The organism is Methanocorpusculum petauri (assembly GCF_026891975.1).
GTDB classification, from domain to species: Archaea; Halobacteriota; Methanomicrobia; order Methanomicrobiales; family Methanocorpusculaceae; genus Methanocorpusculum; species Methanocorpusculum petauri.
Genome location: NZ_JAPTGB010000007.1, coordinates 32691 through 55826 on the forward strand (window position 1 = coordinate 32691; position 23136 = coordinate 55826).

Annotated in this window: 29 protein-coding genes; 22 read left to right on the forward strand and 7 right to left on the reverse strand. The window is 50.5% G+C overall.

Annotation, left to right across the window (positions count from 1 at the left end; all coding sequences use genetic code 11):
- The first annotated feature begins 6 nt into the window (after nucleotides 1-6).
- The 14 genes from O0S10_RS04210 (at nucleotide 7) to O0S10_RS04275 (ending at nucleotide 10805) form a co-directional block, all read left to right on the forward strand.
- Nucleotides 7-1698, forward strand: a complete 1692-nt coding sequence (locus O0S10_RS04210) for a cache domain-containing protein (protein ID WP_268924650.1) — start codon at nucleotides 7-9, stop codon at nucleotides 1696-1698.
- Nucleotides 1698-2132 carry a hypothetical protein gene (locus O0S10_RS04215; RefSeq protein WP_268924651.1) on the forward strand — a complete coding sequence of 145 codons (435 nt, stop codon included), beginning with the start codon at nucleotides 1698-1700 and terminating at the stop codon, nucleotides 2130-2132. Before O0S10_RS04210 ends, O0S10_RS04215 begins: the two co-directional genes overlap by 1 nt.
- A gap of 210 nt (nucleotides 2133-2342) precedes the next feature.
- Entirely contained in the window at nucleotides 2343-4034 is a 1692-nt protein-coding gene (locus O0S10_RS04220) for a cache domain-containing protein (protein WP_268924713.1), read from the forward strand.
- Nucleotides 4035-4100: 66 nt separating this feature from the next.
- Nucleotides 4101-4451, forward strand: a complete 351-nt coding sequence (locus O0S10_RS04225; protein ID WP_268924652.1) for a YhbY family RNA-binding protein — start codon at nucleotides 4101-4103, stop codon at nucleotides 4449-4451.
- 382 nt (nucleotides 4452-4833) lie between these two features.
- On the forward strand, nucleotides 4834-5283 hold the full coding sequence (locus O0S10_RS04230; protein ID WP_268924653.1) for a 30S ribosomal protein S19e: 450 nt from the start codon (nucleotides 4834-4836) through the stop codon (nucleotides 5281-5283).
- A 33-nt stretch (nucleotides 5284-5316) separates the two neighbouring features.
- Nucleotides 5317-5649 (forward strand): DNA-binding protein, encoded by a 333-nt coding sequence (locus tag O0S10_RS04235; protein WP_268924654.1) that lies wholly within the window; start codon nucleotides 5317-5319, stop codon nucleotides 5647-5649.
- Nucleotides 5646-6239 (forward strand): DUF7411 family protein, encoded by a 594-nt coding sequence (locus O0S10_RS04240; protein WP_268924655.1) that lies wholly within the window; start codon nucleotides 5646-5648, stop codon nucleotides 6237-6239. Before O0S10_RS04235 ends, O0S10_RS04240 begins: the two co-directional genes overlap by 4 nt.
- Nucleotides 6240-6241: 2 nt before the next feature.
- On the forward strand, nucleotides 6242-6394 hold the full coding sequence (locus O0S10_RS04245) for a 50S ribosomal protein L39e (protein WP_268924656.1): 153 nt from the start codon (nucleotides 6242-6244) through the stop codon (nucleotides 6392-6394).
- 4 nt (nucleotides 6395-6398) lie between these two features.
- Complete coding sequence (locus O0S10_RS04250) at nucleotides 6399-6662, forward strand: 50S ribosomal protein L31e (protein ID WP_268922225.1); 264 nt, start codon at nucleotides 6399-6401, stop codon at nucleotides 6660-6662.
- The gene (locus O0S10_RS04255; RefSeq protein ID WP_268924657.1) at nucleotides 6663-7331 is read left to right on the forward strand and encodes a translation initiation factor IF-6; all 669 of its coding nucleotides are present in this window, start codon (nucleotides 6663-6665) and stop codon (nucleotides 7329-7331) included.
- 11 nt (nucleotides 7332-7342) lie between these two features.
- Nucleotides 7343-7528 (forward strand): 50S ribosomal protein L18Ae, encoded by a 186-nt coding sequence (gene rpl18a / locus O0S10_RS04260; protein WP_268922222.1) that lies wholly within the window; start codon nucleotides 7343-7345, stop codon nucleotides 7526-7528.
- The gene (gene pfdA, locus O0S10_RS04265) at nucleotides 7518-7967 is read left to right on the forward strand and encodes a prefoldin subunit alpha (RefSeq protein ID WP_268924658.1); all 450 of its coding nucleotides are present in this window, start codon (nucleotides 7518-7520) and stop codon (nucleotides 7965-7967) included. Before rpl18a ends, pfdA begins: the two co-directional genes overlap by 11 nt.
- A 325-nt stretch (nucleotides 7968-8292) precedes the next feature.
- Complete coding sequence (gene ftsY / locus O0S10_RS04270) at nucleotides 8293-9459, forward strand: signal recognition particle-docking protein FtsY (RefSeq protein ID WP_268924659.1); 1167 nt, start codon at nucleotides 8293-8295, stop codon at nucleotides 9457-9459.
- A complete protein-coding gene (locus O0S10_RS04275) occupies nucleotides 9459-10805 on the forward strand; it encodes a signal recognition particle protein Srp54 (RefSeq protein WP_268924660.1) in 1347 nt (448 codons plus the stop codon). Before ftsY ends, O0S10_RS04275 begins: the two co-directional genes overlap by 1 nt.
- Nucleotides 10806-10833: 28 nt before the next feature.
- On the opposite strand, the gene O0S10_RS04280 is transcribed toward O0S10_RS04275, so the two are convergent.
- The 4 genes from O0S10_RS04280 to O0S10_RS04295 form a co-directional block, all read right to left on the reverse strand.
- On the reverse strand, nucleotides 10834-11265 hold the full coding sequence (locus O0S10_RS04280; protein WP_268924662.1) for a hypothetical protein: 432 nt from the start codon (nucleotides 11263-11265) through the stop codon (nucleotides 10834-10836).
- Nucleotides 11266-11617: 352 nt separating this feature from the next.
- Nucleotides 11618-11935 (reverse strand): TfoX/Sxy family protein, encoded by a 318-nt coding sequence (locus O0S10_RS04285; protein WP_268924663.1) that lies wholly within the window; start codon nucleotides 11933-11935, stop codon nucleotides 11618-11620.
- Between the two features lie 365 nt (nucleotides 11936-12300).
- Nucleotides 12301-13152, reverse strand: coding sequence for a DNA-3-methyladenine glycosylase family protein (locus O0S10_RS04290; protein WP_268924664.1), 852 nt, complete (start codon nucleotides 13150-13152; stop codon nucleotides 12301-12303).
- Between the two features lie 12 nt (nucleotides 13153-13164).
- Entirely contained in the window at nucleotides 13165-13344 is a 180-nt protein-coding gene (locus O0S10_RS04295) for a hypothetical protein (RefSeq protein ID WP_268924665.1), read from the reverse strand.
- A gap of 195 nt (nucleotides 13345-13539) precedes the next feature.
- Between O0S10_RS04295 and O0S10_RS04300 the strand changes: the two genes are divergently transcribed.
- The 4 genes from O0S10_RS04300 (at nucleotide 13540) to O0S10_RS04315 (ending at nucleotide 17164) form a co-directional block, all read left to right on the forward strand.
- Nucleotides 13540-14826 carry a phenylacetate--CoA ligase family protein gene (locus tag O0S10_RS04300; protein WP_268924666.1) on the forward strand — a complete coding sequence of 429 codons (1287 nt, stop codon included), beginning with the start codon at nucleotides 13540-13542 and terminating at the stop codon, nucleotides 14824-14826.
- A gap of 2 nt (nucleotides 14827-14828) precedes the next feature.
- The gene (locus tag O0S10_RS04305; protein ID WP_268924667.1) at nucleotides 14829-16130 is read left to right on the forward strand and encodes a phenylacetate--CoA ligase family protein; all 1302 of its coding nucleotides are present in this window, start codon (nucleotides 14829-14831) and stop codon (nucleotides 16128-16130) included.
- Nucleotides 16131-16568, forward strand: a complete 438-nt coding sequence (locus tag O0S10_RS04310; protein WP_268924668.1) for an acetolactate synthase — start codon at nucleotides 16131-16133, stop codon at nucleotides 16566-16568.
- Nucleotides 16569-16717: 149 nt separating this feature from the next.
- Complete coding sequence (locus O0S10_RS04315; protein WP_268924669.1) at nucleotides 16718-17164, forward strand: acetolactate synthase; 447 nt, start codon at nucleotides 16718-16720, stop codon at nucleotides 17162-17164.
- A 36-nt stretch (nucleotides 17165-17200) separates the two neighbouring features.
- On the opposite strand, the gene O0S10_RS04320 is transcribed toward O0S10_RS04315, so the two are convergent.
- Nucleotides 17201-17782: an HVO_0476 family zinc finger protein gene (locus O0S10_RS04320; protein WP_268924670.1), complete on the reverse strand. Its 582-nt coding sequence runs from the start codon at nucleotides 17780-17782 to the stop codon at nucleotides 17201-17203.
- A gap of 84 nt (nucleotides 17783-17866) precedes the next feature.
- Here O0S10_RS04320 and O0S10_RS04325 point away from each other — a divergent pair, with 84 nt between their 5' ends.
- On the forward strand, nucleotides 17867-18307 hold the full coding sequence (locus tag O0S10_RS04325; RefSeq protein ID WP_268924671.1) for a DUF371 domain-containing protein: 441 nt from the start codon (nucleotides 17867-17869) through the stop codon (nucleotides 18305-18307).
- Here O0S10_RS04325 and xseB read toward each other — a convergent pair.
- A complete protein-coding gene (xseB, locus tag O0S10_RS04330) occupies nucleotides 18282-18482 on the reverse strand; it encodes an exodeoxyribonuclease VII small subunit (protein ID WP_268924672.1) in 201 nt (66 codons plus the stop codon). The two genes, O0S10_RS04325 and xseB, sit on opposite strands and share 26 nt — an antisense overlap.
- Nucleotides 18466-19878, reverse strand: coding sequence for an exodeoxyribonuclease VII large subunit (gene xseA / locus O0S10_RS04335; RefSeq protein ID WP_268924673.1), 1413 nt, complete (start codon nucleotides 19876-19878; stop codon nucleotides 18466-18468). Before xseA ends, xseB begins: the two co-directional genes overlap by 17 nt.
- A gap of 21 nt (nucleotides 19879-19899) precedes the next feature.
- On the opposite strand from xseA, the gene O0S10_RS04340 reads away from it, so the two are divergent.
- The 3 genes from O0S10_RS04340 (at nucleotide 19900) to psmB (ending at nucleotide 23109) form a co-directional block, all read left to right on the forward strand.
- Nucleotides 19900-20748 carry a sugar phosphate isomerase/epimerase family protein gene (locus tag O0S10_RS04340; protein WP_268924674.1) on the forward strand — a complete coding sequence of 283 codons (849 nt, stop codon included), beginning with the start codon at nucleotides 19900-19902 and terminating at the stop codon, nucleotides 20746-20748.
- Between the two features lie 98 nt (nucleotides 20749-20846).
- Nucleotides 20847-22127: a hemolysin family protein gene (locus tag O0S10_RS04345; protein ID WP_268924675.1), complete on the forward strand. Its 1281-nt coding sequence runs from the start codon at nucleotides 20847-20849 to the stop codon at nucleotides 22125-22127.
- Between the two features lie 334 nt (nucleotides 22128-22461).
- Nucleotides 22462-23109: an archaeal proteasome endopeptidase complex subunit beta gene (gene psmB / locus O0S10_RS04350; protein WP_268924676.1), complete on the forward strand. Its 648-nt coding sequence runs from the start codon at nucleotides 22462-22464 to the stop codon at nucleotides 23107-23109.
- Nucleotides 23110-23136: the final 27 nt, after the last annotated feature.

Consider the following 23136-nt stretch of genomic DNA (forward strand, 5'->3'; position numbering starts at 1 on the left):
CGGTACTTGTCCGCAATACTGGCGGTTCTGCTGTTTTGTATCCTCTGTTCCGGATGTATCCTCCAACCGGATTCTGATCTTCACGTTCCGGAGTATTCTCCCCTATCCGACGCACCGCCGGAAGTGCTTGCCACACTTGACAATATCTCCCGGACGATCCTCGATCAGTATAACGCCGTAGATGCGGATCTTGCCGATGTGGCACTGCAACTTTCCGGCGTCCCGAAAGATGACGTAGAGGAACTGCACGGCATTCTTCTGGATATGTACAGCAAATATCCGATCAGTTACGGTGTCTGCCGTATCGGGCCGGATGGGGAGGAGTACTCTTCAATACCGTACTTCAGCCTGAGTGGTTTTGCCGATGACAGTGAGTTCTGGAACTTCGACGAAGAATCGTTCGCCACAGACAATGAAACAATCATGCTGCAGCCGGTACATTCTGCCACCTATGGCGTTCTTCTGCATTTCCGCCACCCGGTCTACACTCCCGACGGTAAATATGACGGATACGTGGGAATCTCCTTCCGGCCGCTCTGGCTGTATGACCAGCCTGCACATTTCCTGATGCATGCCAATAACTCCAGCTGGTACCCTGCACTTTTCGGGCATTACGGACTGATTCTGTATCAGCCGAATACCGAGGTTATCGGAGTTAACCTGTTGGACCTGACCAGTCAGGAAGGATCTGATATTTCCAAGGAAATGGCGGACATTATCCAGAAACCATCCGGTATGCTGCAATATCTGAACTACCCGTTAAGCTATCACTGGACTGAGAACCATACCGTCGCCTGGCAGGAAGTTTCTATTGGCGGAAAAAAGGTACGTGCAGCACTCATCAGCTATGAAGCCAGTCCGTTACCAGAAGATCCCGACAATAAAACCGGACTTCAGAGCAGTGATCTCTCGTCTCTGGTATCCCAGATCTATCAGTATGCACATGCAAACAGCATGGATCAAACGATCGCCACCCTCAATGATCCGGACGGACGGTTTGCGATTGATACCAATATCACGCTGTTTGCCTATGACCAGAACGGGACGGTTCTTGCCAACTCTAAAAGTACCAACAGTATCGGGAGAAACATGCTGAATGTACAGGGCGGGTATGGACTGAGATATGTAAGTATGATGATTGACCGATCGAAACAGGGCGGCGGGTTTGTACACCACTATGCCGTAGTCGGGGATCCCGACAGCGGTACGGCGATGTTTACACTCTCCTATCTTCTTCCGGCAGATGGTGAGAACTCGTGGTTTGTCGGTGCTTCTTATCCCATGGAACTCGTCCATCCGGACGTTGCAATCCGCTACCAGCTGGAAGACGAAGTTGTTGCATTCCACCAGTACATTCAGGAGCAGGGAAAGGAGGCTGTCCTTACATCATTGCAGGATCCTGAGATTACTTCCCAGATGACGAACTCGACACTCTTCGCACTGGATTATGAGGGCAATATTCTTGCATCACCGGCAAATGTAACGTGGGTGGGCAGGAATGTTTTCGGATTCACCGATTTACATGGAACATCCAGCATGCGGGAGATGATCATTCTCGCCAAACAGGGTGGCGGCTACATGTTGATTGAAATCGAAAACGAGGATGAAACTCATACCATGAATCTTGCCTATGTCGAGCCCATTGACGATACCTGGTGCATTGCGAGTGTGAAACAGATTGATGGAGATGAGAAATAATGCCGTATATATTGTATGAAAAATATTTGTTGACGAATAATTCCCGGCCGGTTTCCTTCTCTCCGGTCATATGCGTAATCTTAGTGTTCGGTATTGTTGCAGCGCTCGTTGTATCAGGATTTTTTGTGATGGGACAGATCGCCAATGCTTCCATGGATGGAACCGATCTCATTGTACAGCTTTCCGGTAACGATATTTCAGTGACCATTCTTGGGGGAAAAGACGCAACAACGATCAGTTCCCTCTGTGTCTATATTGAAGGCACCCCGGAGAATGATCGAAACGGGATTGTCAGGAATCCACCGGTTGGAAAACCCATTATCTATAAAGATCTTGCCCGCGGAAGGACAGGATCTGCATTTGTCATTTCAGAAGCGACCTTCTCTGACGGCACAAAGAAAATCGTGGATTATTCCCGCGTGCAGTTTGCATAAATTATTTTTTTACTGATGAGGACTTACGCGGTGCAGCCGGTGATGACGATTTCCCTGTTCGGTGTTGCAAAGATTACTGCGTAAGCCCTCTTGAAATTTTGATCTGTGGTCACATTCCGATACTGCATAATTGTTTTTCCCTCATTTATTTGTACTGATACCCCTACGTTAAATTTATCTGCGAACACGTGAATGTAATATCATTTGATAATGATTCGCCGCAGCATATTTTTTGTTGCTCTCATATTTCTGCTTGTGGTATGTGCAGCCTGTGGGGGATGTGTTTTTCTATCCCCGGAAATTAAACAGACGGATGTTCCGCCGGAACTCAATGCCAACTTGTCGGATTTCCGGATATCGGTCGATGCACGCGCCGCCGAAATGGAGGGTGCCCTTCTGACTACCGCAGGCTCTCTCTCCACTATTGCATGCGGGGATCCGGATCTGAACGATGTACTTCGTGACTTGTACACAAAGTTTCCCGCATCAATTGGGGTCTGTTATGTGGATAAGGATATCGGCGCAGGCCGAAGTGTTCCGCTGGGAAGTCTGTATAGTCTGATAAAGGACTCGCACCTCAGGAATATTTCCGCAGACTCATTTTCTGAAAAGAATATGTTGATGCTCGGACCGATCTACACCCCCGAATACGGTGAGATAATTGCCTTTGTTGCCCCGGTCTACTCCCCTGAAGGAAATTATCGCGGTTATATCTGCAATGCTCTGGATCCGTCAGGCATCGTAAACGAAGACCTCTGTCCCGGGACACGATACTACAGTGACTCAGGTTACCTGTTCTGGATTGTCCGTAACGATGGTACAATCATCTATGCTCCTGACAATGACTTCATCGGCCAAAAATTATCTGATGATTCGTTCTACCCTGAACTGTCCCTGAAAGGGGCAGGAGATCACATTCTTTCGGCACCGGAGGGTGCAATGCAGTACCACTCCGCTACCGGAAGGGAAAGGATTATGGTATGGACCACAACATTCGTGGGAGATAAAGAGATCCGGCTTCTTCTTGCCATACCGGAGGGATATGACACAGCTCCCCTCCTCCCGCGAAATCCGAATATTGACGAAATACACGATGCTGCCGTATCGTTATTCCAATACGCGTCGGGGCATGGGCAGAAGCAGACCATTGCCGAACTGCAAAAGAGCAACGGAACATTCTATGGTAAGGATGTCTCTTACTTTGCCTACACCATGGACGGAATCATCATTTATGACAGTGATGAACAGGATACGGCAGCAGGAAGAAATGTCCTCAACACCCGCGATGCCTATGGGCTGCGGCCGGTTGCAACACAGATTCTCCGGTGTATGCAGGGAGGCGGATATGTGTCAGCCTATCGTCTGATCCATCTTCCCGAAGTGGATCAGACTGTGCTGTACCTGTCATATGTGATCCCGGTCAATGAGGAATGGTATGTAGGGGCGCGGATGCCGGTGATGAGTTCACTTGTACCTGTTAACTCAGAAAAGCGCGAGGAAATTCTTCAGATGACGCACAATCTGACAAGTTATACCCTGATTCACGGCAAAGATGCGGCGCTTGCAGAGATCAATCTCCCTGAAGGCAGATTTTTTACGGAAAACATCAGTGTTTCCGCCCTGGGGTATGACGGAATAATTCTTGCCGATTCAGTACATCCGGAGATGACGGGAGAGGACGCTTTCTACTATACAGACGCATCTGGATCATCCAGCATGCGCGAAGTTGTCATGCAGGCGAAACTCGGCGGAGGGTACATGTATTTCGGCATACATGATGCTGAAAAAGAAGAAATCCTCCTGTGCCTGATCTTTATTGAACCAATGGAAGACGACTGGTGTATCTGCAGTGCCATTGCGCTGGATCGCATTCCAATATACAACTCATCCAACATTTTTTGAAAATATTTGAGGGGAACTCTTATCCCCCCAACTGTCTAATATATACGGCACGAGGGAATACCACACGTGCCCAAATCATCCGATACAGAATCTTATATTCAAACACTAAAACCCACGATCTGGGTTGGCAAAAACGGCTGCACCGAGGATCTGGTGGAGGAAACACGCCGTCAGCTGGATGCAAGAAAAGTTATCAAGATCAAATGGCTGCAGAGCTGTGATCTCGACGAAGAAGAAATTCTCGAGCTTGCCAAAAAAACATCGGCAGAGGTGCTGGACTCACGCGGCAGAATGGTTGTTCTCGGAGCAAAGAACCGGGGCAGACTTCCTGCGGCAGCATCGGTGAAAGGAAAGACATCTGTCAAAAAACAATCAGCACGCGACAGAATAAAATCATTTTATCTTGAGAAAAAATAAATCTCCGAACATTTTCCGGCGTCGCATCTTTCTTCATTCATGGGCTGCCCGGAAAAACACTGAACGCATGTCTGAGATCTGTCTGCTCCGTATGAAGATTCTCAACATCACGGAGCAGATAAGAAAATTACGGAAATACATTATTGTAGGATTCCGTGATGTTTTTTCTTCTGTGTATTCAGTGTTTTTCACGGTCTGAACTACGATCAAGGACAGACTATTGACCGGTAATAAACGAATTTAGATATAACATCTTTCTCTCACGAACTTATTTATTGTCTGGACACCAATTGATACAGACTGTTAATGTCATGTGTTGCAGAGAGTATCTCATGCAACCAAATCGTGCCGAAAGGCACGGGCTTACAGTGAGGAAAAGTCTATGACTACAGTATTTGACATCCCTGCCAATGCACTCATCGCAAAGGTTGCTGAGGAACTCAAGAACGAGTCCGAAATCAAGGCACCCGAGTGGTCCGAGTACGTAAAAACGGGAGTACACAAGCAGATGCCGCCGGAAAATCCAGACTGGTGGTACATCCGTTCCGCAGCAGTGCTGCGTCGTATCTATGTTGACGGTCCGATCGGAGTCGAGCGCATGCGCTCGGTCTACGGCGGTATGCAGGACCGCGGCTCCAAGCCGTCCCACTTCAGAAAGGGCAGCGGCAGCATTGCACGAAAAGTAATGCAGCAGCTGGAAGCAGCAGGTTACATCGAAAAAGTCACCGGCGGCCGCAACGTATCCGCAAAAGGCCGCAAGTTCCTTGACAACATCGCCCATTCCTTAAAGGAAGAAGCCGTCAAGGAAGCTCCGGGCCTTGCAAAGTACTAAAGAATATCTGACAAAACAGAATGGTGACCAGAAATGGGAGACGATGAACTCGCAGAAATCCGCCGGCAACGCATGATGCAGCTCCAGCAGCAGCAGATGGCCGAACAGGAACAGGCTCAGCGCCAGCAGCAGATGCAGGCACAGATTCAGTCTGTTCTCATGCAGGCAATGGAACCTGAAGCCCGCGAGCGGCTGAACACTATCAGACTGACCAAGCCTGAGTTTGCCGCCGCAGTCGAGCAGCAGATTGTCGCTCTCGCCCAGTCGGGACGCCTGCGTCAGAAAATTACTGATGACCAACTCAAGCAGCTGCTTTCGCAGATTGTGCCGCAGAAAAAGGAATTCAATATCCGCAGGGTTGGATGAAAGCGGGTGTGCTCTACAGCGGCGGCAAAGACAGTACTCTTGCCGCAGTTCTGCTTGCGCGGGACTATGAGGTGGAGCTGATAACATTCGTGTTCGATCCAAATCACGCAGTCCCTTCCATTGAGGCGGCGGCAAAGGCAACCGGTTTCCCCTGGAAAAAACGCGCCTTTGCGCCAGGTTTCCTTGATGAGGTTGTCAACAGAATTGTTGAGGACGGGCATCCATCAGATGCCATCAATGAAATCCACCGACGGTCTCTCTGTGCACTTGCGCAGGAATATGAGGTGGTCGCCGACGGAACCCGTCGTGATGACCGGGTCCCGATGCGGACAAGTCCCGAAGTACAGAGCCTTGAGATGAAGTACGGGGTCAGCTATGTGCGGCCTCTGCTTGGCATCGGAAAAAAAGAAATTATCCGGTTATGTGAACAATCCTTTGAGATCGCCTACGGCGAAACAGGAACGATTCCAAACGGTGATTTCGAAAGTGAGATCAGAGCAGAAATGGTTCGGCGGGGGATTGACTATGTGCCGCTCTTCCCGAAAAACCATGAACAGTCTTTGATCATTCGAAAAAAGAATGGTGATTAACCATGAGCAAACTTACTAAAGCTCGTAAGATTCGTCTTGCAAAGGCAACCCAGCAGAACCGCCGTGTTCCTGCCTGGGTCATGATCAAAACCAAGCGTAACGTTGTGTCTCACCCGTGCAGACGCAACTGGAGACGCAGCACTCTGAAGGTGTAAAAAAATGGTAGAAGCACAAAAGGAACAGGTATATGTTATTCCGCTCCGTGATGTCAAGCGCGTTCCGTGCTACAAGCGTGCAAACGCTGCAATCAAAGACATCCGCAGCTACCTTGAGCATCACATGAAAAGTGATGACGTTAAGCTCGACAAGAGCATTAACGAAGCAGTCTGGGCACGCGGATCCCAGAAACCGCCAAGACGCATTCGTGTTCGTGCAATGAAGTTCGAAGACGGACAGGTCCAGGCAGAACTTGCTGAGGAATAAATGGACCATACCCTGTCACTGAATGGAGACCCGAACATCGGCGTCTTTGCCCGTGTCTTTGAAGACATTGCCTTTATTCCGATCGACTCTCCGGAGGAGTTCAGAACAAAGATAGCGGAAGCTCTTGATGTAGAGGTTATTCCTACCTTTATCCAGGGCTCGTCCGTGATCGGTCTTCTTCTTACCGGCAACTCACGCGGATTTGTTGTTTCCGGTCTCATTCACGATTCTGAACTTGAACTTCTGCAGGAGTACGGCGATGTCCTGCTCCTCGGGGAAGAGATGAATGCGGCAGGGAACGTTATTCTTACCAATGATTCATTCGCGGTTGTGCATCCGGACATGTCGTCTGAGATGCGCAGAATGGTGGCTGAGTTCCTGAAAGTCGAGACGATCCCGATGTCCTTTGGCGGTGTCGGAACAGTCGGTATGGCGGGAGCCTGCACAAATGCAGGCATTCTGCTGCCGGCCCGAAGCAGCCCTGATGAACTGGATCATCTCGAAAACAGTCTTCCGACAGCGGACGTTTCCGTCGGTACCGGCTCCGTGAACATGGGGTCGGGCCTGATTGGAACCGGTTTGCTCGTGAACAGCAAGGGTTATCTGGCGGGAAACGCTACCACGGGTTTTGAACTCGGTAGAATTGAAGATGTATTTGGATTTCTGTGAGGTGAAAAAATATGCCGAAATTCGAGGTTAAGGGCACGTTCAAAAACGATGGACAGATGAAGCCCTATACAAAGACAGTCGATGCACCAAGCGAGCGTCTTGCAGGAGAGTTTACTCTTGCGACGATTGGCAGCAAGCACCGGCTCGAGCGAAAATATATTACTGTTGATTCTGTAAAGGCTATCAATGGCGAGTAATGCAAATCAGGCAACTCTGGAACAGGAGGTACAGACCCTCCGTTCCTATGCCGCAGAGTATTCCCAGCAGTTTGAACTTCTGTCCCAGCAGCTGCGGTTTATCGAGTCGGCACGCGCAGAGTCGCTTGCCTCTATTGAGGCACTGGAGGCTCTGGCAGCCGCAGACGGAGAGGTTTCCACTCTCTTGGGTCTCGGTGGCGGCGTGTCGGTTCGTGCAACTGTGCAGGATACAAAGAAGATGCTTGTCGGGATTGGCGCAGGTGTTACGGTTGAGAAATCAACCGAAGAGGCAGTCTCTTTCCTGCGTGACCGGATCACCGAAATGGATGCGTCCGGCAAACGGCTCTCCGAGTCTCTCGGAAAGCTGCAGAGTCAGATGGCAGCGGTTGAACAGCGCATGCAGGAGATTTATGCTTCTGCACAGCAGCAGATCCGCTGATATTTCTTTCTCTTTTATTTTAAAAAATTTTCAAAAAGACAGTTCATTTCTTTTTGGGGGACTATCAGCAATGCGAACTCCCGAGATAATGCCTTTCACTGTTGGAGATCTGTGTGTACCGGTTTTGGTGTCATTGTGTTTCAGCCCGGGTTTTGCAAGAGAGAAAACATCACTCAAGATTCTGTGCTACCATGATGTCTGTATCCTGGGTTCAAAGGTATGCTGTTCCGAATTTCTCTCGGAAATAGGGAGTAAAATCAGGGTTTTGTCGCTCTTGAGGTAAAGAGCAGAGGCAATTTATACTCTCAGGAGGAATGAATAAATAATGTTTGAAGGGCTGAAGAAAAAACTCGGCGGCATTACTAAAAAGCTGGGCAAGAGTGTGGAGTCCGCCTCAGTGACAACTGAGGTTGAGACTGACACCCCTCTGCTCGAAACCCCTGCCGCCCCCGATACCCCAGAACCGGTCGAGGTGCCGGAAACGGAAACTGCCGTGCCAACCCCCGTTTCCGTATCTCCCCCGATTTCACCACCATCCCCTGCGGTTGAGGCCACAGTTTCTCTTTCCGCAGAAAATCCGTCGGTGACTGACGCGAAAAAGCCCGGATTTTTTGGCAAGTTAAGGACACTGGTTGTTGAACGGGAGTTCGTCCTCTCGGAAAAAGACATCGACGAAGCTCTGTTTGAGTTACAGATGGTACTTCTTGAATCCGATGTTGCATTCCCGGTTGCAGAGGCGATTACCGATCACATGAAAAAAGAACTGGTCGGAACTCACAGAAAAATCCGTGAGTCGCCCGAAGAGGTTGTCACGAATGCACTCAAGCACGCTATTGAGGATGTGCTCGGTGATGGATTTGATCTGGTCGGCTACATCAGAGCACACGACAAACCGGTGAAGATTCTCTTCACCGGCGTAAACGGAACAGGAAAGACCACCTCGGTTGCAAAAATAGCATATTATCTCCAGAGTCAGGGGTTGTCCGTTGTTGTCGGTGCCGGTGATACGTTCCGTGCCGGAGCGATTGAACAGATCCGTGTTCACTGCGACCGGCTTGGTATCAAACTTATTGCCCATCAGGAAGGAGCAGACCCGTCCGCAGTTCTCTATGATACGGTGGAGTACGCCAAAGCCCACAACATTGATGTGGTCCTGGCCGACTCTGCGGGCCGGTTCCATAACCGTGTGAACCTGATGAATCAGCTGGAGAAGATCAAACGGGTGATGAAGCCCGATCTCGTCTTCTATGTTGACGAGGCGGTTGCCGGAAACGATGCAGTGATCCGTGCCGAAGAGTTTGAAAAGACTGTTTCCACCAATGGTGTGATTCTGACAAAAGTGGATATGGATCCGAAAGGCGGTGCCGCAATCTCTATAGCCTACACCATCGGCAAACCGCTGGTGTTCCTCGGTGTCGGTCAGGAGTACTCGGATATGAAGCCCTTTACCCCTGCATTGATCATTGATGAAATCTTCGGAGATGAGGAATAATGGGACTTGATAATCTTTCCAACTCGCTGAAGGATGCGATGAAGAAACTCGCCGGAAAAACGGTCATTGATCGTGCGGCGGTGGATGAGCTGGTCCGCGATCTTCAGCGGGCGCTGCTCTCGGCGGATGTGAACGTGAAGCTCGTGATGCAGCTGTCGCAGTCGATCAAGTCGCGGGCGCTGGATGAGGATCTTCCCAAAGGGATGAACGTCCGCGAGCATGTGCTGCGGATTGTGTATCAGGAGCTGGTGAACCTCGTCGGCAAAGAGGCAGAGTTTAGTCTGCGTCCCCAGAAAATTCTGATGGCTGGTCTGCAGGGATCCGGTAAGACGACGACGACCGGAAAACTGTGCCGCTATTTCCAGCGAAAAGGGCTGAAGGTCGGGGCAATCGGTGCCGATAACTTCCGGCCCGGTGCCTATGCACAGCTGGAGACTCTGTGCAAAAAGATCAATGTTCCCTGCTACGGCGATCCAAAAGAAAAAGATGCGGTGAAGATTACCCGGGATGGTCTTGCGGCTCTGAAAGATGTGGAGGTTGTCATCGTAGATACGGCTGGCCGCCATGCACTGGAGGACGATCTGATCGAGGAGATTATGCAGATCAATGATCTGCTCAAACCGGATCACCGCTGGCTGGTGATCGATGCGGCACTGGGTCAGGCGGCACGCGATCAGGCGAAACGGTTCCATGAAGCCATCGGTATCGACGGCGTGATCGTCACCAAGATGGATGGTACGGCCAAAGGTGGAGGTGCAATGTCCGCAGTTTCCGAGACAGAGTCCGGCATTGTGTTCATCGGTAACGGTGAGACGATCGAGGATCTGGAACGGTTCGATGCGAACGGATTCATCTCCCGGCTGCTCGGAATGGGCGATCTGAAAGCGCTTGTCGAGAAAGCTGAAGAGGCCATCAAGCCGGAGGATGTGGACGTCAATGCGATGCTGCGCGGCAAGTTCACGCTGAACGATATGTACAAGCAGCTTGAAGCGGTGCAGAAGATGGGGCCGTTAAAGCAGGTGCTCTCAATGCTGCCGCTTGGCGGGATGAATGTGCCGTCAGAAGCACTGGACGGAACAGCAGATCGGATGAAGAAGTTCCGTATCATTATGGACTCGATGACACCGCAGGAGCTGGACGAGCCGTCGCTCATCAACACATCCCGTATGACGCGGGTTGCGAAAGGATCGGGGGCGACGGTTGACGAGGTGCGGGAGCTTATCAAATACTACAAGATGATGCAGAAGACGCTGAAAGGATTCCGCGGAAACCGGATGGCAATGAACAAAATGATGAAGCAGATGAGCAAAGGCGGCGGCGATCTTGGCGGCATGGGCCCGATGTGAAAATAAGTTACAATATTTTTTTGAAGAATTATTTTTCCGTGGTAGTGTCCGGATTGTGGTATGGAGGCTCCGGCTCGGCAATAGTTGTCTCCTCAAGCAGACCGCCTGAGTAATAAGCGTCCGTTTTCGAATATTTTTTCAGCTGCTCAGAGAGGTATCGAATTCTTTTGTCTTTTTCTTCGATGATCTCACGCTGATACGCGATGTATCTTTCCTGAAATGTGCGAAGTTCGTCAATTCTTTCTCGTTGAAGTGCAATGACCTGTTCAGCCAGTTCAAGTTTTTCCCCGATTTTCTCTTCGTTTCCATCCACAGACATCCAGTGCTCCAGAGCAGAACGAATAAACTGGATCTTTGTCTCTGACCGTCCCTTCATGTACTCATTGAACTTCTGAATGAAATCGGCGCCGAGCCGCAAGTTTATCTGATCCGAGGGACGTTTCCGGATACTACCCGCCATTAGATTACAAGTTTCCCAATGGATAGGTATAAGTATATGGATAGTCAATAGATATAATTTGCATAGTCAAAAGATATTTATTTGCTACAACCATCTGTTGCAGAAAACAAAAAATATCCTTCATGAAGAGGTATTACGGAGAAAAACAGATGCATTTCTGTATTTTTCGTTTACTCTCCGGTGACAGAAAAAAGTCTGCCCGAACAGGAAATACATGTATTTCCGCGAACTGGTGAGTATACCAAATGTGTATGTCCCCAGTATCAAACATGATGGGGAGTCATGTTTCAGTCGGACAAATTGGCCAAGAGATTCGTTTTTTCTGTCAGACAGACTTTCTGATATCGCGAGACTATTGTCCAAATTTTGATTTTTTCAGTTCTCCACAGGTTGTACGGATGAGCTGTACCAGAAGTTTTTGATCATCAAACTCAGTGATGAGAAAACATTTGGTTTTGGACCCTTCATACGGAAACGTAATTTCCGTATTCGGCAACAGCTGTTTTCCCCCTTCAGTAATTTTTACAAACAACAGATTATCGCAGATGCAGGCACAGTACACGTCATCACAGTAAATTCCGTACTCACCGAACATTTTCCGGTACCGGATACTGCCTGCCTCATCAATCATATCACAAACATAGCGGACAAACTCTTCTGTTGAGGCCATATCGTTTTTGTTGGTGCCGGCTGCATATAACTCCCGCACCCGCGTACAGGGAAAATGCGTATTGCCCGGTATGCAGGAAAAAGAGTATTATTTTTCAAAAAATCAGACAGAATAAAAAAACATTTGAAACAGGCTGGCAAAGTTCATGATCAAAACCGAACTCCATCAGTCCTCCAGAACAATGAGAATCAGAACCAAAAAAATCTGTCCAGCCGATTTTCCTCAGCACATATTCCTGAGGGACAAAATCAGAAATTTTCTGACCGCATGTCTGGTCCCTCCTCATGTACCGACTGGTATAGTTGGAACAAAAGACTTACGCAGAATGATATCCGTGACATCCCCATCCTTATCCCCGCCGACACTTACTCCCCTTTTCTGCTGATGATCTCGCGGGATGCAAATAGATACTCCTGGGCATATCCGGCATACGCGCCGAAGTGTTCACGGGCATATGCTCCCGCTCTCGCATAGGCGAGTTTCTTTTCCCCGCCGACATATTTGGTACGCAAAATTCGTTCGATCCATACATCGACCGGCACGGCCTCATATTTTTCAAACGCGAACAGCAGTACACAGTCCGCAACCTTCGGCCCGACGCCGTTTAGCTCGCAGAGTTTTTTCTGCGCATCAGGATAGGAAAGACTGCGTACAATATCCTGCCACGCAGGATTCTCTGACGCCATTGCTGCTGCCCCGCAGATGTAGGCATCGCGGTACCCGACCCTGCAGGATCGAATGTCACAGACCGGAGCTGCGGCGATCGTCTCGGGCAAAGGGAACGAATAAAATATTTTGTTGTCACAGAGAATTTTTGTGCCGTACTTTTCCGCGAGGTTTTCGATCCGCATCTGAATGCCCGGAATGTTGGCACAGCTGGAACAGATATAGGAGATGAGACACTCCCATGGATCCTGACGCAGAATCCGCAGTCCCCGGCATCGGATGATCGCGTCGTGAATCAGTGGATCACAGTCGATGTGAGAAAGAATATCGCCAAGATCATGATCCAGCGAAAAGTAGCGGATGAGATCCTCCTCACCCATTCCTTCATACCCGATACCATCAGCGGTCTGCCGTACCTTCCAGACCACAGGATCCCCATAAGGAGACGGGGCATACCATATGTCGCCGTACTTTCTCCATCGAAATGCCTGACCACAGGAAACGCTTAACTCAAGGTTAAACCAGAGATCATCAAGCGGAAACGTCTGCATAAAAAAAGAGGATTATTCTTTGATCATCAGATAGCCGAGAACAATACCGCAAAGACCGGCAACCGCAAGAACAATTCCGATGCCGCCGAGCAGCACCTGAATAAACTGGGGCAGCCAGTACCACATCAGAACAACGCCGACAATTAAAAGAACAATACCAATCAGGAGGGTTGCAAGACCTGTTTTATCCATACACCATATTGCCCGTATATCCTAATAACCTTACTTTCAGAATTTGGTACAATCGATCAAAGCACCCCCTCCCGGCTTATGATAATCCTTATGTTTCCAGAAGACATACATAATAGGATGCTAAGCCCTGGCATGATACATTGTGTCATGGAGTCTCGCGGGGCCTGACTGTACAGGAATTGTAAGGACTGCCTTATGTTTTGGAATGAAAAAATGGAGACCCTGCGTGGAAGAGAACTGCAGGAACTTCAGCTGAAACGGCTGAAGGAAACTGTTGCACGAACGCAGAATATCGGTTTCTATCAGAAGATGTTTGCCGAGGCAGGCATTTGCCCGGAGGACATCAAAACACTTGACGATCTGTCAAAGATCCCTTTTACCAAGAAAGCCGATCTTCGCGGAGGATATCCGTTTGGATTCCTCGCGGTTCCGATGAACCGGATCAACCGGATTCACACAACGTCAGGTACAACCGGTAAACCGACGGTCGTCGCCTATACCAAAAATGATCTGAACAGCTGGTCGGAATTAATTGCCCGCAACCTGACGATGGTCGGACTCCGTGAAGGCGACATGTTCCAGAACGCCTCCAATTATTCACTGTTTACCGGAGGTCTCGGCTTCCATTACGGTGCAGAAAAGATCGGCTGTGCCGTTGTGCCGGCGGGTGTCGGCAATACCAAACGGCAAATTGAGATGATTCAGGACTTTGGTGTAAACGCGATTCACTGCACGCCAAGCTACGCAATGCATCTCACCGAGGTTGCCGAGGACATGCACGCGAACCTTGATTCGCTCAGAATCGGGGTATTCGGTGCTGAGGCATGGTCCGAGAACATGCGCCGTGACCTGGAAAACCGTCTCAACATCAAAGCCTACGATAGTTACGGCATGAGCGAACTGTTCGGCCCGGGGGTTGCGTTCGAGTGTCCCGAACAGGACGGTCTGCACATCTGGCATGACTGCTACATTGTGGAGATCATTGACCCGAAAACCGGTGAGACGCTCGGCCCCGGCGAGAAGGGTGAGATGGTGGTTACGCCGCTCGTCAAAGAAGCAATGCCGCTTCTCCGGTACCGCACCGGGGACATTACGATGCTCATGGAGGATGACTGTCCCTGCGGTCGTGGTCAGAAGATTGCACGGCTGTTCGGCAGAAGCGATGATATGCTGACCGTGCGCGGAATTAATGTATTCCCGTCTCAGATTGAGCATGTACTCAAGAATATTCCCGAGGTTGGCGACCAGTTTATGGTGTACATCGACCGCGTGAATCATCTGGATGAGATGACGATTGAGGTTGAGATCAACAAGCATCTCTTCAGCGGTGAGTTGAGTGATCTCGCCAGACTCCAGAACAAAATCGGTAAAGCCCTGCATGAAACCCTTACCCTTCGTGCCAATGTCCAGCTCGTTGAACCGGGATCCCTCCCCCGGTTTGAGGGCAAGGCAAAACGGGTTGTGGACCGGAGGACAATTTAATTATGCCATACTATAACGAAAAAATTGAAACACTTCCCAAAACAGAGTTGGAAAAACTGCAGTACCAGGAGCTGAAAGTTCTTGTTGAACGTCTCTATGCAAGCTCTGCTTTCTACCATGACAAGATGAAAACGGCGGGTGTGCTTCCGTCCGATATCAAGTCCCTTGCAGACATTGCAAAACTTCCGACGATGAAAAAAACAGATCTCCGCGACAATTACCCGGACAAACTTGTCTGCTGTCCGAAGGAGGAACTCGTCCGCTATCATGTGTCCTCGGGGACGACCGGCAAACCGACAGTGGTTGCCTACACGAAAAATGATGTGGAATTGTGGGCCGAGGCGGTTGCACGATCCCTGGTATCCTGTGGTCTTGGTCGCGGTGATGTATTGCAGGTTGCCTACGGATACGGTCTGTTTACCGGCGGTCTTGGTCTGCACTACGGCGGCGAGAAGCTGGGTGCAACGGTGATTCCGGCATCCACTGGAAACTCTGAACGACAGATTGAGCTGATTCAGGATCTGGAGACGACTGCAATTGCCTGTACACCGTCCTATTTCATCCACTTAATTGATGTGGCAAAGAAGATGGGTGTTGATATCGCGAAGGAAACAAAGCTCCGGACTGCAATTCTTGGTGCTGAACCATGGTCTGAGTCGATGCGGCAGTACATCCATGAGCAGTCCGGTGTTACGGCCCACAACATCTTCGGAACGTCTGAGATCTCAGGGCCGATGTTTACCGACTGCGGCGAGTTGAACGGTATGCACATCTGCGGTGATATTGCCTATACGGAGATTCTGGATCCCGAGACCGGCGAGTCCTTGCCCGCCGGTGAAAAGGGTGAGCTGACAATGACAATTCTGAAGAAGGAGGCAATTCCAATGATTCGCTACCGTATCGGCGATATTACCTCAATTCTTGAGGGCGACTGTCCCTGCGGCAGAACATCTCCGCGCATTGACCGTCTGCAGGGCAGAGTGGATGACATGCTGGTTATCCGCGGCATTAATGTGTTCCCGTCGGCGGTGGAGCACGCACTTCTCCGCGTACCGGAACTGACGAGCCACTTTATGCTGGAGATTACCCGCACTGGCCCGCTGGATGATATGCAGGTGAAGGTGGAGTTAAAGCCGGATGCGATGACGGACAGTATCAACGGTCTGATTGGTCTGCAGTCCCGGGTAGAGCGGACACTGCGCGATGCACTGAATGTTTCCGCTAAGGTTGAGCTGTGCCCGCCGAACTCCCTCCCGCGTTTTGAAGGGAAAGCAAAGCGTGTTATTGATCACCGGGTGTTCTAAATGACGCGAAACAAGTATTTCATCAAACAGCTTTCGATATTTTCGGAAAACAAGTCAGGACGACTTGCAGCAATTGCAAAAGTGTTCGAGGAAAGCAAGGTCAATATTCATGCGTTCAGCATTGCCGAGGCAAACAGTTTCGGTGTAGTCCGGGCGATCGTGGATAAGCCAGAGATTGCATTTGAAGCATTTTCGAAACAGAACTATGCGCTGCAGTACACCGATGTTCTGGGCATCAAGATGAATGATGTCCCGGGTGGTCTGTACCATGTGGCAAACCTTCTGGGCAGTATCGGCATCAACATTGAGTACGCATATGCATTCCGCACGGGAACGTTCGGCACGCTGATTGTGAAGGTATCAAACCCTGAAGATGCGGTGGAAAAGATTCTTTCCGCGGGTCTTGAACTTGTTCCGGCGACGGATTATAATTTTTAATTTCTTTTTTGTATGGACTTTGATGTCTGAAGGCAGCTCATGATAAGCTTTTCCAGAAAAAAATCCAACGAAATCTTTTCTCACAGTGTTCATCATCAAAAACTTAATACACTTTCCCGTGGGAGATAGAGAATAAGAGTGATTTCGTCATGACCAGTGAATATAGTATTAAACAGCTTTCGATCTTTGCTCCCAATACACCCGGAACACTGGCAGAGATCGCGAAAATCTTCTTGGACAGTGAAGTAAACATCTCGGCCTTCTGCATTGCCGAGGCGAATAATTTTGGTGTAGTGCGGGCAGTTGTTGACAAACCCGATCTGGCATTTCAGGCGTTTGAAAAGAAAAATTATCTGCTGAAGTTCACGGATGTTTTTGCAGTGAAAATGTCTGACGTGCCGGGCGGTCTCTATGAGGTTGCATCAAAGTTTGGCGCAGCAGGTCTGAATATTGAGTACGCCTATGCGTCACGGAGCGCAACGACACCAACGCTGGTGGTGTATGTTTCCAATACCGATATTTCGCCGGAGACGGCTGTCGAGAAGATTCTTGCATCAGGTCTTGTTCTGGTACGTGCGGCAGAAATGCGGATCTGATATTTCTTTTTGTTTTTAAAAAAAAAGGTGAAGATATTATGACCGCTCGCCATAGATGCGTTTGATCTCATGTGCCTGAGCGGTCTTGTCTTTTCGCTGGATAATGTTGCCCTTCCGCAGTTTGATGCGGGTAATCCTGAACTGTTTTCCATTGACTGAAGTGATGTGATCAACGGTGTAGACTTTGTCCCCCGGTACCTGTTCATAGAGCGGGATGGTTGTTGCGCCTTTGTTTAGGGATGCGCGGATGATGACTTTGTCCACGAGGCGTGTCCAGAGAACTTCAATCTCTTCTGCCGGAAGTTTGGATCTGCGGGCATTGTCACGCTCAATGGACATGACCTCAACGCCGTAGGATTCGTCACCGACCTCTGCAACCAGAAAATCTCCGACAGAGCAGATATCTCCTTCCATGAGTTCGATGGTTCCGGTGTGGGATTCAGTACCGTAGCTGACGATGGTTTTGATGGTGAAAATTTTCGGCTCCTTCAGCGTGACCCGCATGGTGTGGCCGCATTCGGTACAGCGCACGACTGCTTCCGGCGGTTCTTTGAGGATTTCAAAATCCGTCTCCTCACCGCAGACGGGACAGTCAAGAATTATCATATCGGTATCCATTGTGCTAATCATGTTGCCTTTTGAGATAGTTAATCTACTGCTGACCAAGACTCCGGGACAATCTATTTGTTCACGAAGAACCAGATGTTAGCAAAAGCAATGGAGATCACAGAAACTATCCACTGTCGCGGTCACAAAAACGTTCGGGCACTGCACAAAAGCACCTTTGAGATCACCAAAGAAACCGATCTGTCTCCCAATGGAGACTGCATCATCGCTGTCGGAGCTGATCTCGGTGCCGCCGATCTCTCTCCTGCATTCCGTGATGCCGTCTCCCGCAACGGAATCATCCTCACTACCACACTCTCCTGCGGCGGCGTAACCGCAACCGTTCGATCCGAAGGATGTTCCGGCATCACGCTCACGCACGAAACCGATCTCGTCTGGAGGCGCAGTACTTTCCTCTGCCCCCGCACTATCGCCGTTTACAGCGACCACACCGCACGGCAGCTCCCGCGCGAACTGATCGAAAAGCTACAGAACGAGGAAGAGATGACCGTTACTCTTCGGGCTGAACTTCCGTAATCGTCAGCTCCGCTGCCTGCAAAAATTCCTCGCAGCTGCGGATCAGCGCAAGTCCCCGCTGATGCAGACGCACCGCCTCCTCAATCGGTGTTTCAGGGTCATCAAGCTGCTTTGCAATCGTCTTCAACTCGGCGATCATCGATTCATATGTCTGAACTTCAGGTGTCTCTGTCATACGTAACATTCTCCACGACGGCGATCGCCTCTCCGTCCGAAAGCCGGAGAGACAGGCAGTCGCCTGCACTGATATTTTTTGCCGAACGGATCACGGCCCCTTCCTTCCAGACGAGGGCGTAGCCAAGTTCAAGCGGTTTATACGGATCTCTGCCGAGGATGATCTCCTTCTGGGCAAGGAGTTCCAGACGGGCCGTTACTATCAGCGTCCGCGCTGACTTTGCAACCGTCTCGCCAAGTGATCGGCACTGTTCACGCTCGGACGAAACTCTCCGAAGAAGAGCGGACGTAATCCGCTCCGCAAAGTCCGCCGTCTGCTGATGCATCTGATCCAGCTTCCGCGAAAGCCGTGACGGCTCGACCCGCTCGGCAAGATCCGCAAGTGTACTTCGCTCCGCCGCAAACCGCCCGCTAACCGTATCGCGGATCGTTCTGCGCATCTCCTCAAGCTGATGCAGAAGAACCGACCGGTCGGGAACGACCGTCTCCGCCGCAGCCGACGGTGTCGGCACGCGGCGGTCGGCCGCATAATCAGCAAGCGTCGTGTCCGTTTCATGACCCACCGCACTGATTACCGGAACAGTGGACGCCGCAATTGCCCGAACCACATCCGGATGATTGAACTCGAACAGATCCTCAAAACTCCCGCCGCCCCGGGCGACGATGATCACATCCGCCTTCTTCTGCAAAGACCGGATTGCCGCAGCAATCTGGATGTGCGCACCATCTCCCTGCACTGCGGTGTGTGCAAGCAGAATCGGCAGCGGATAACGGCGCGTGATAACATTCCGGATGTCCTGCAGAACCGAACCTGTCCTCGACGTTACCACGCCCACACAGGTAGGAAAGACCGGCGGTGAGCGGCGGTCGCACTCCGCACGCGGGATCACACCCTCGGCGGTCAGCTGTTTTTTCCACTCCTCTTTCTGAAGATACAGACCGGTTTTTCCGGAAAGAGCGGGTTCAAGCTTCTTAATTACGAACTGCATCTTTCCGTACGGCGGATAGAAGTCCACGTAACCGGTCGCCCGAACCAGCACACCGTCCTTCACCGGAAACGCCACCGTCTTTGCGGCATACTTCCACATAACGCAGGGCATCGTTGCCTTGTCGTCACCGTGTTCGGACAGTGAGAAGTACATATGTCCCGAAGAGTGAGGGCGGTATCCGGTGATCTCACCCTGAACGCAGACATTGGTGAGAAGGGGCGTATCAATAGCATCGCGTATCCGCTCCGCAAGATCAGATACACTCAGAACCGCAGGATCATTCGATGTCTGCGTTTCACTTACCGCAAGCGCCGAGTTCTCCAGAACCGGCGCGATGACATTTGGTGTCATCTCATCAGGTTCTGCATCACCAAACGCCAGCAACATCTGCTGCCCCTTCCCTGCCATTACCCATAGGTTGGTATTCGGATGAAAGAAACCTATCTGATCACCATGATCCGACTTGGCGCATCCAGCATGTTCTTCCACGAGTATCAGCCCGCAGAAATATTCTCCGCAATGGACTGCGCAGGACTGGATCATATTGAATTCTGGATGGAAACACCGGAGTTCTGGATGCAGGGCGCAGACCCCTCGGTACTGCAGGACTTGATGAAACAGCACCCGCACCTTGTACCCATCGCCATGCATGCGCCGGTTTTTGATCTCAATCCCTGCTCGTTTAATCCGGGTGTTGCAAAACTCTCGGCTGACTATACCTGTAAAACCATTGAGATGCTGGATCAGCTCGGCGGCGGTGTGGTTACCATCCATCCGGGAAAGAGGACAGCGAAACGTCCGGTCGGTCCGCTGGATCGCGCGCGTCTTGCCGCCTATCTGGACATCATCTCCAAATGCGCATTTGGTACAGGTGTTACCGTGGCAATTGAAAATATGCCTCCCGCCGTAAACGCCCAGCTGGTCACACCTGATTCGGTTTGCGGAGTTCTGGATGAGTATGCGTGGCTTTCCTTTACCTGGGACTACGCGCATGCACAGGCAACACTGCCGAATGATCCGTTTGCGTTTCTCCGTGACTGCAAAGACCGAATGGTCAATATCCATGCGAGCCTTGGAACGGAAAAGATGATGCACACCCCACTTGCCGGAACTCCTGCGGGAGAGCGGCTCAAAGAAGAACTTGCCACAGCAAAGTATGCAGGACTGCTAACGTTTGAACTGGAAGACCTCAACTTCCGGAAGATTCTCGATTACACAGAAAAAACATCCGTACTTGCTACCGAGACCGCATGGTTTTCGGATCTCCGATCAATTTAAGGACGATAATTCATATATTAAGAAAGAGATTTGCAAATGAATATGATAACGGGTTCAGGGCACCGGAATAGATCTGCCGCACCTGCGGCGTGGAATATATGATAGAATATTCGAATATTGTTATTTTTGTGATCCTGCTGATCTTCTCCGCGTTTTTCTCGGCTTCCGAGGTTGCGCTTGTCGGGATCACCCGTGCGAAGGTTCGCATTCTTTCCGAGGAGGGGGGGGCTGCCGGTAAACGCCTTGAAAAACTGAAGAGTAACCCGGATCATTTTCTGATTACGATTCTTATCGGAAACAACATCGCAAACGTCGGAGCTTCCGCAATTGCTACCGCAGTCGCGTATAGCATCATCGGAGACGCAGGAGTTGCCATTGCGACGGGTGTGGTTACGCTGCTTCTGCTAATATTCGGTGAAATCGGGCCGAAGACGTTTGCAACCCGCAAAACCGAAGCTGTTGCACTGTTTGTCGCAACCCCCATCTACTACATGACCGTTGTCCTCTCGCCTTTCTTCTGGGTGTACGATCGGCTCCGGCGTGCCGGCAAAAACGGCATGGCAGATGTCCCTACCGTAACAGAAGAAGAGATCCGCGAATGGATCGATGTCGGTGAGATGGAAGGGGCTATTGAAGAGGACGAAAAGGAAATGATCTACTCCGTTCTCCGGTTTAATGACACCACCGCACGTGAGATCATGACGCCGCGGCCGGATGTCGCGATAATTGAGGATACCTCCACGCTTGAGGACGCGGTTGCCCACTTTCGTGATACCGGATTCTCACGGGTACCGGTGTACCACGAACATACTGACAACATCGTCGGAACGCTGAACATCAAAGACCTGTTCAATGCCTACACCGCAGGAAACCACCGTGCGCTGGTAAAGACGCTGATGTTTGATGTGTACTGCGTGCCGGAGTCCAAGAAGATTGATGATCTTCTGCGCGAACTGCAGCTGCGCCGGATGCACATGGCAATTGTTCTGGATGAATTCGGCGGGTTTTCCGGCGTGGTGACATTTGAGGATATCCTTGAAGAGCTGGTCGGTGACATCATGGACGAATCAGACACCGACGAGGTTGCTGATATCATTGAGATCGGCGAGGGTCTCTACATGGTGGATGCCCAGGCACGGGTCACCCAGCTCAACGAACGCTTCGGGATCAGCCTGCCCGAGGATCCGGGCAATTATGAAACCATCGGCGGTCTTGTCTTCTCGCGGCTCGGCCACATTCCCCGTCTCGGGGAATCGGTCACCATTGCCGATCAGTACATTACCATCGTTGTAACGAAAATGCGGGGACGCCAGATCCTCAAACTGAAACTGATTCTGCCTCAGCAGGATGCAGATGAGCAGGATATCAGCGGGGAATAATTCTCCATTATCACCCATTCCTCATTTTTGCATTATGTTTCGGTCGGCAACTTTATCTCATCCTGCGCACATTAATATGATAGCGCTTTTCGCCGCGGCAGACATGCATGCGGTCGCGACTCCTGATGGGAGGAGCGGTTCATAGTTTTGCCGTGCGACTGCGATTCCTTCGGGAAGATGCAGAACAAGACATTTCCTTGCGACATCTCCTCCTTTGAGGAGAAGCAGTCAGGGCTGTGCCTTGCGACTTTACTCACAAACTCTCAAGCGTTACCTGTAAATAGCAGTCCCCACAAGGGAAACAGCAGAACAGGTGTCCAAGTACGAGGTCTCCATGTCACAGGAATATCAGGACGTTAAAACGGGAACTACCACTGTCGGTATCGTTTTCCAGGGCGGTGTTGTCCTTGCGACCGAACGGCGTGCCACTATGGGCACCCTCATCGCCAGTAAAAAGGCAAAGAAAGTACACAGTATCACGGATCGCATCGGCATGACGATTGCCGGAGGAGTCGGCGATGCCCAGCAGCTGGTCAGAATCATCAACGTTGAGTGCAACCTCTACCAGATTCGCCGCGGAAAGGAGATCAGTGTCGGTGCGGCAGCAACTATTCTGTCCAATTATCTGAACCAGAACCGGTTTTCTCCCTACTACGTTCAGCTCCTGGTCGGAGGTGTTGATACAAACGGTTCCTTCATCTACTCAGTGGACGCAGCCGGTGGTGCAACACTTGAGGAAGACTTCGTTTCGACCGGCTCCGGTTCCCTCACCGCTTATGGTGTTCTTGAGGACAGATTCAAGCAGGATATGAATGAAGCCGAAGCCGTTGATCTCGCTGTCCGGGCACTTCGTGCAGCAATGCGGCGCGACTCAGCATCCGGCGAGGGATATAACGTAGTGGTCATTACCCGGGACAAATTCGAGTATGTCCCGGAGGCAAAAATAGCAGAGATGCTTCCGGCATCCTCTGTCTTACTCTGATTTTACACTTTTTTGGAAACGATTTCT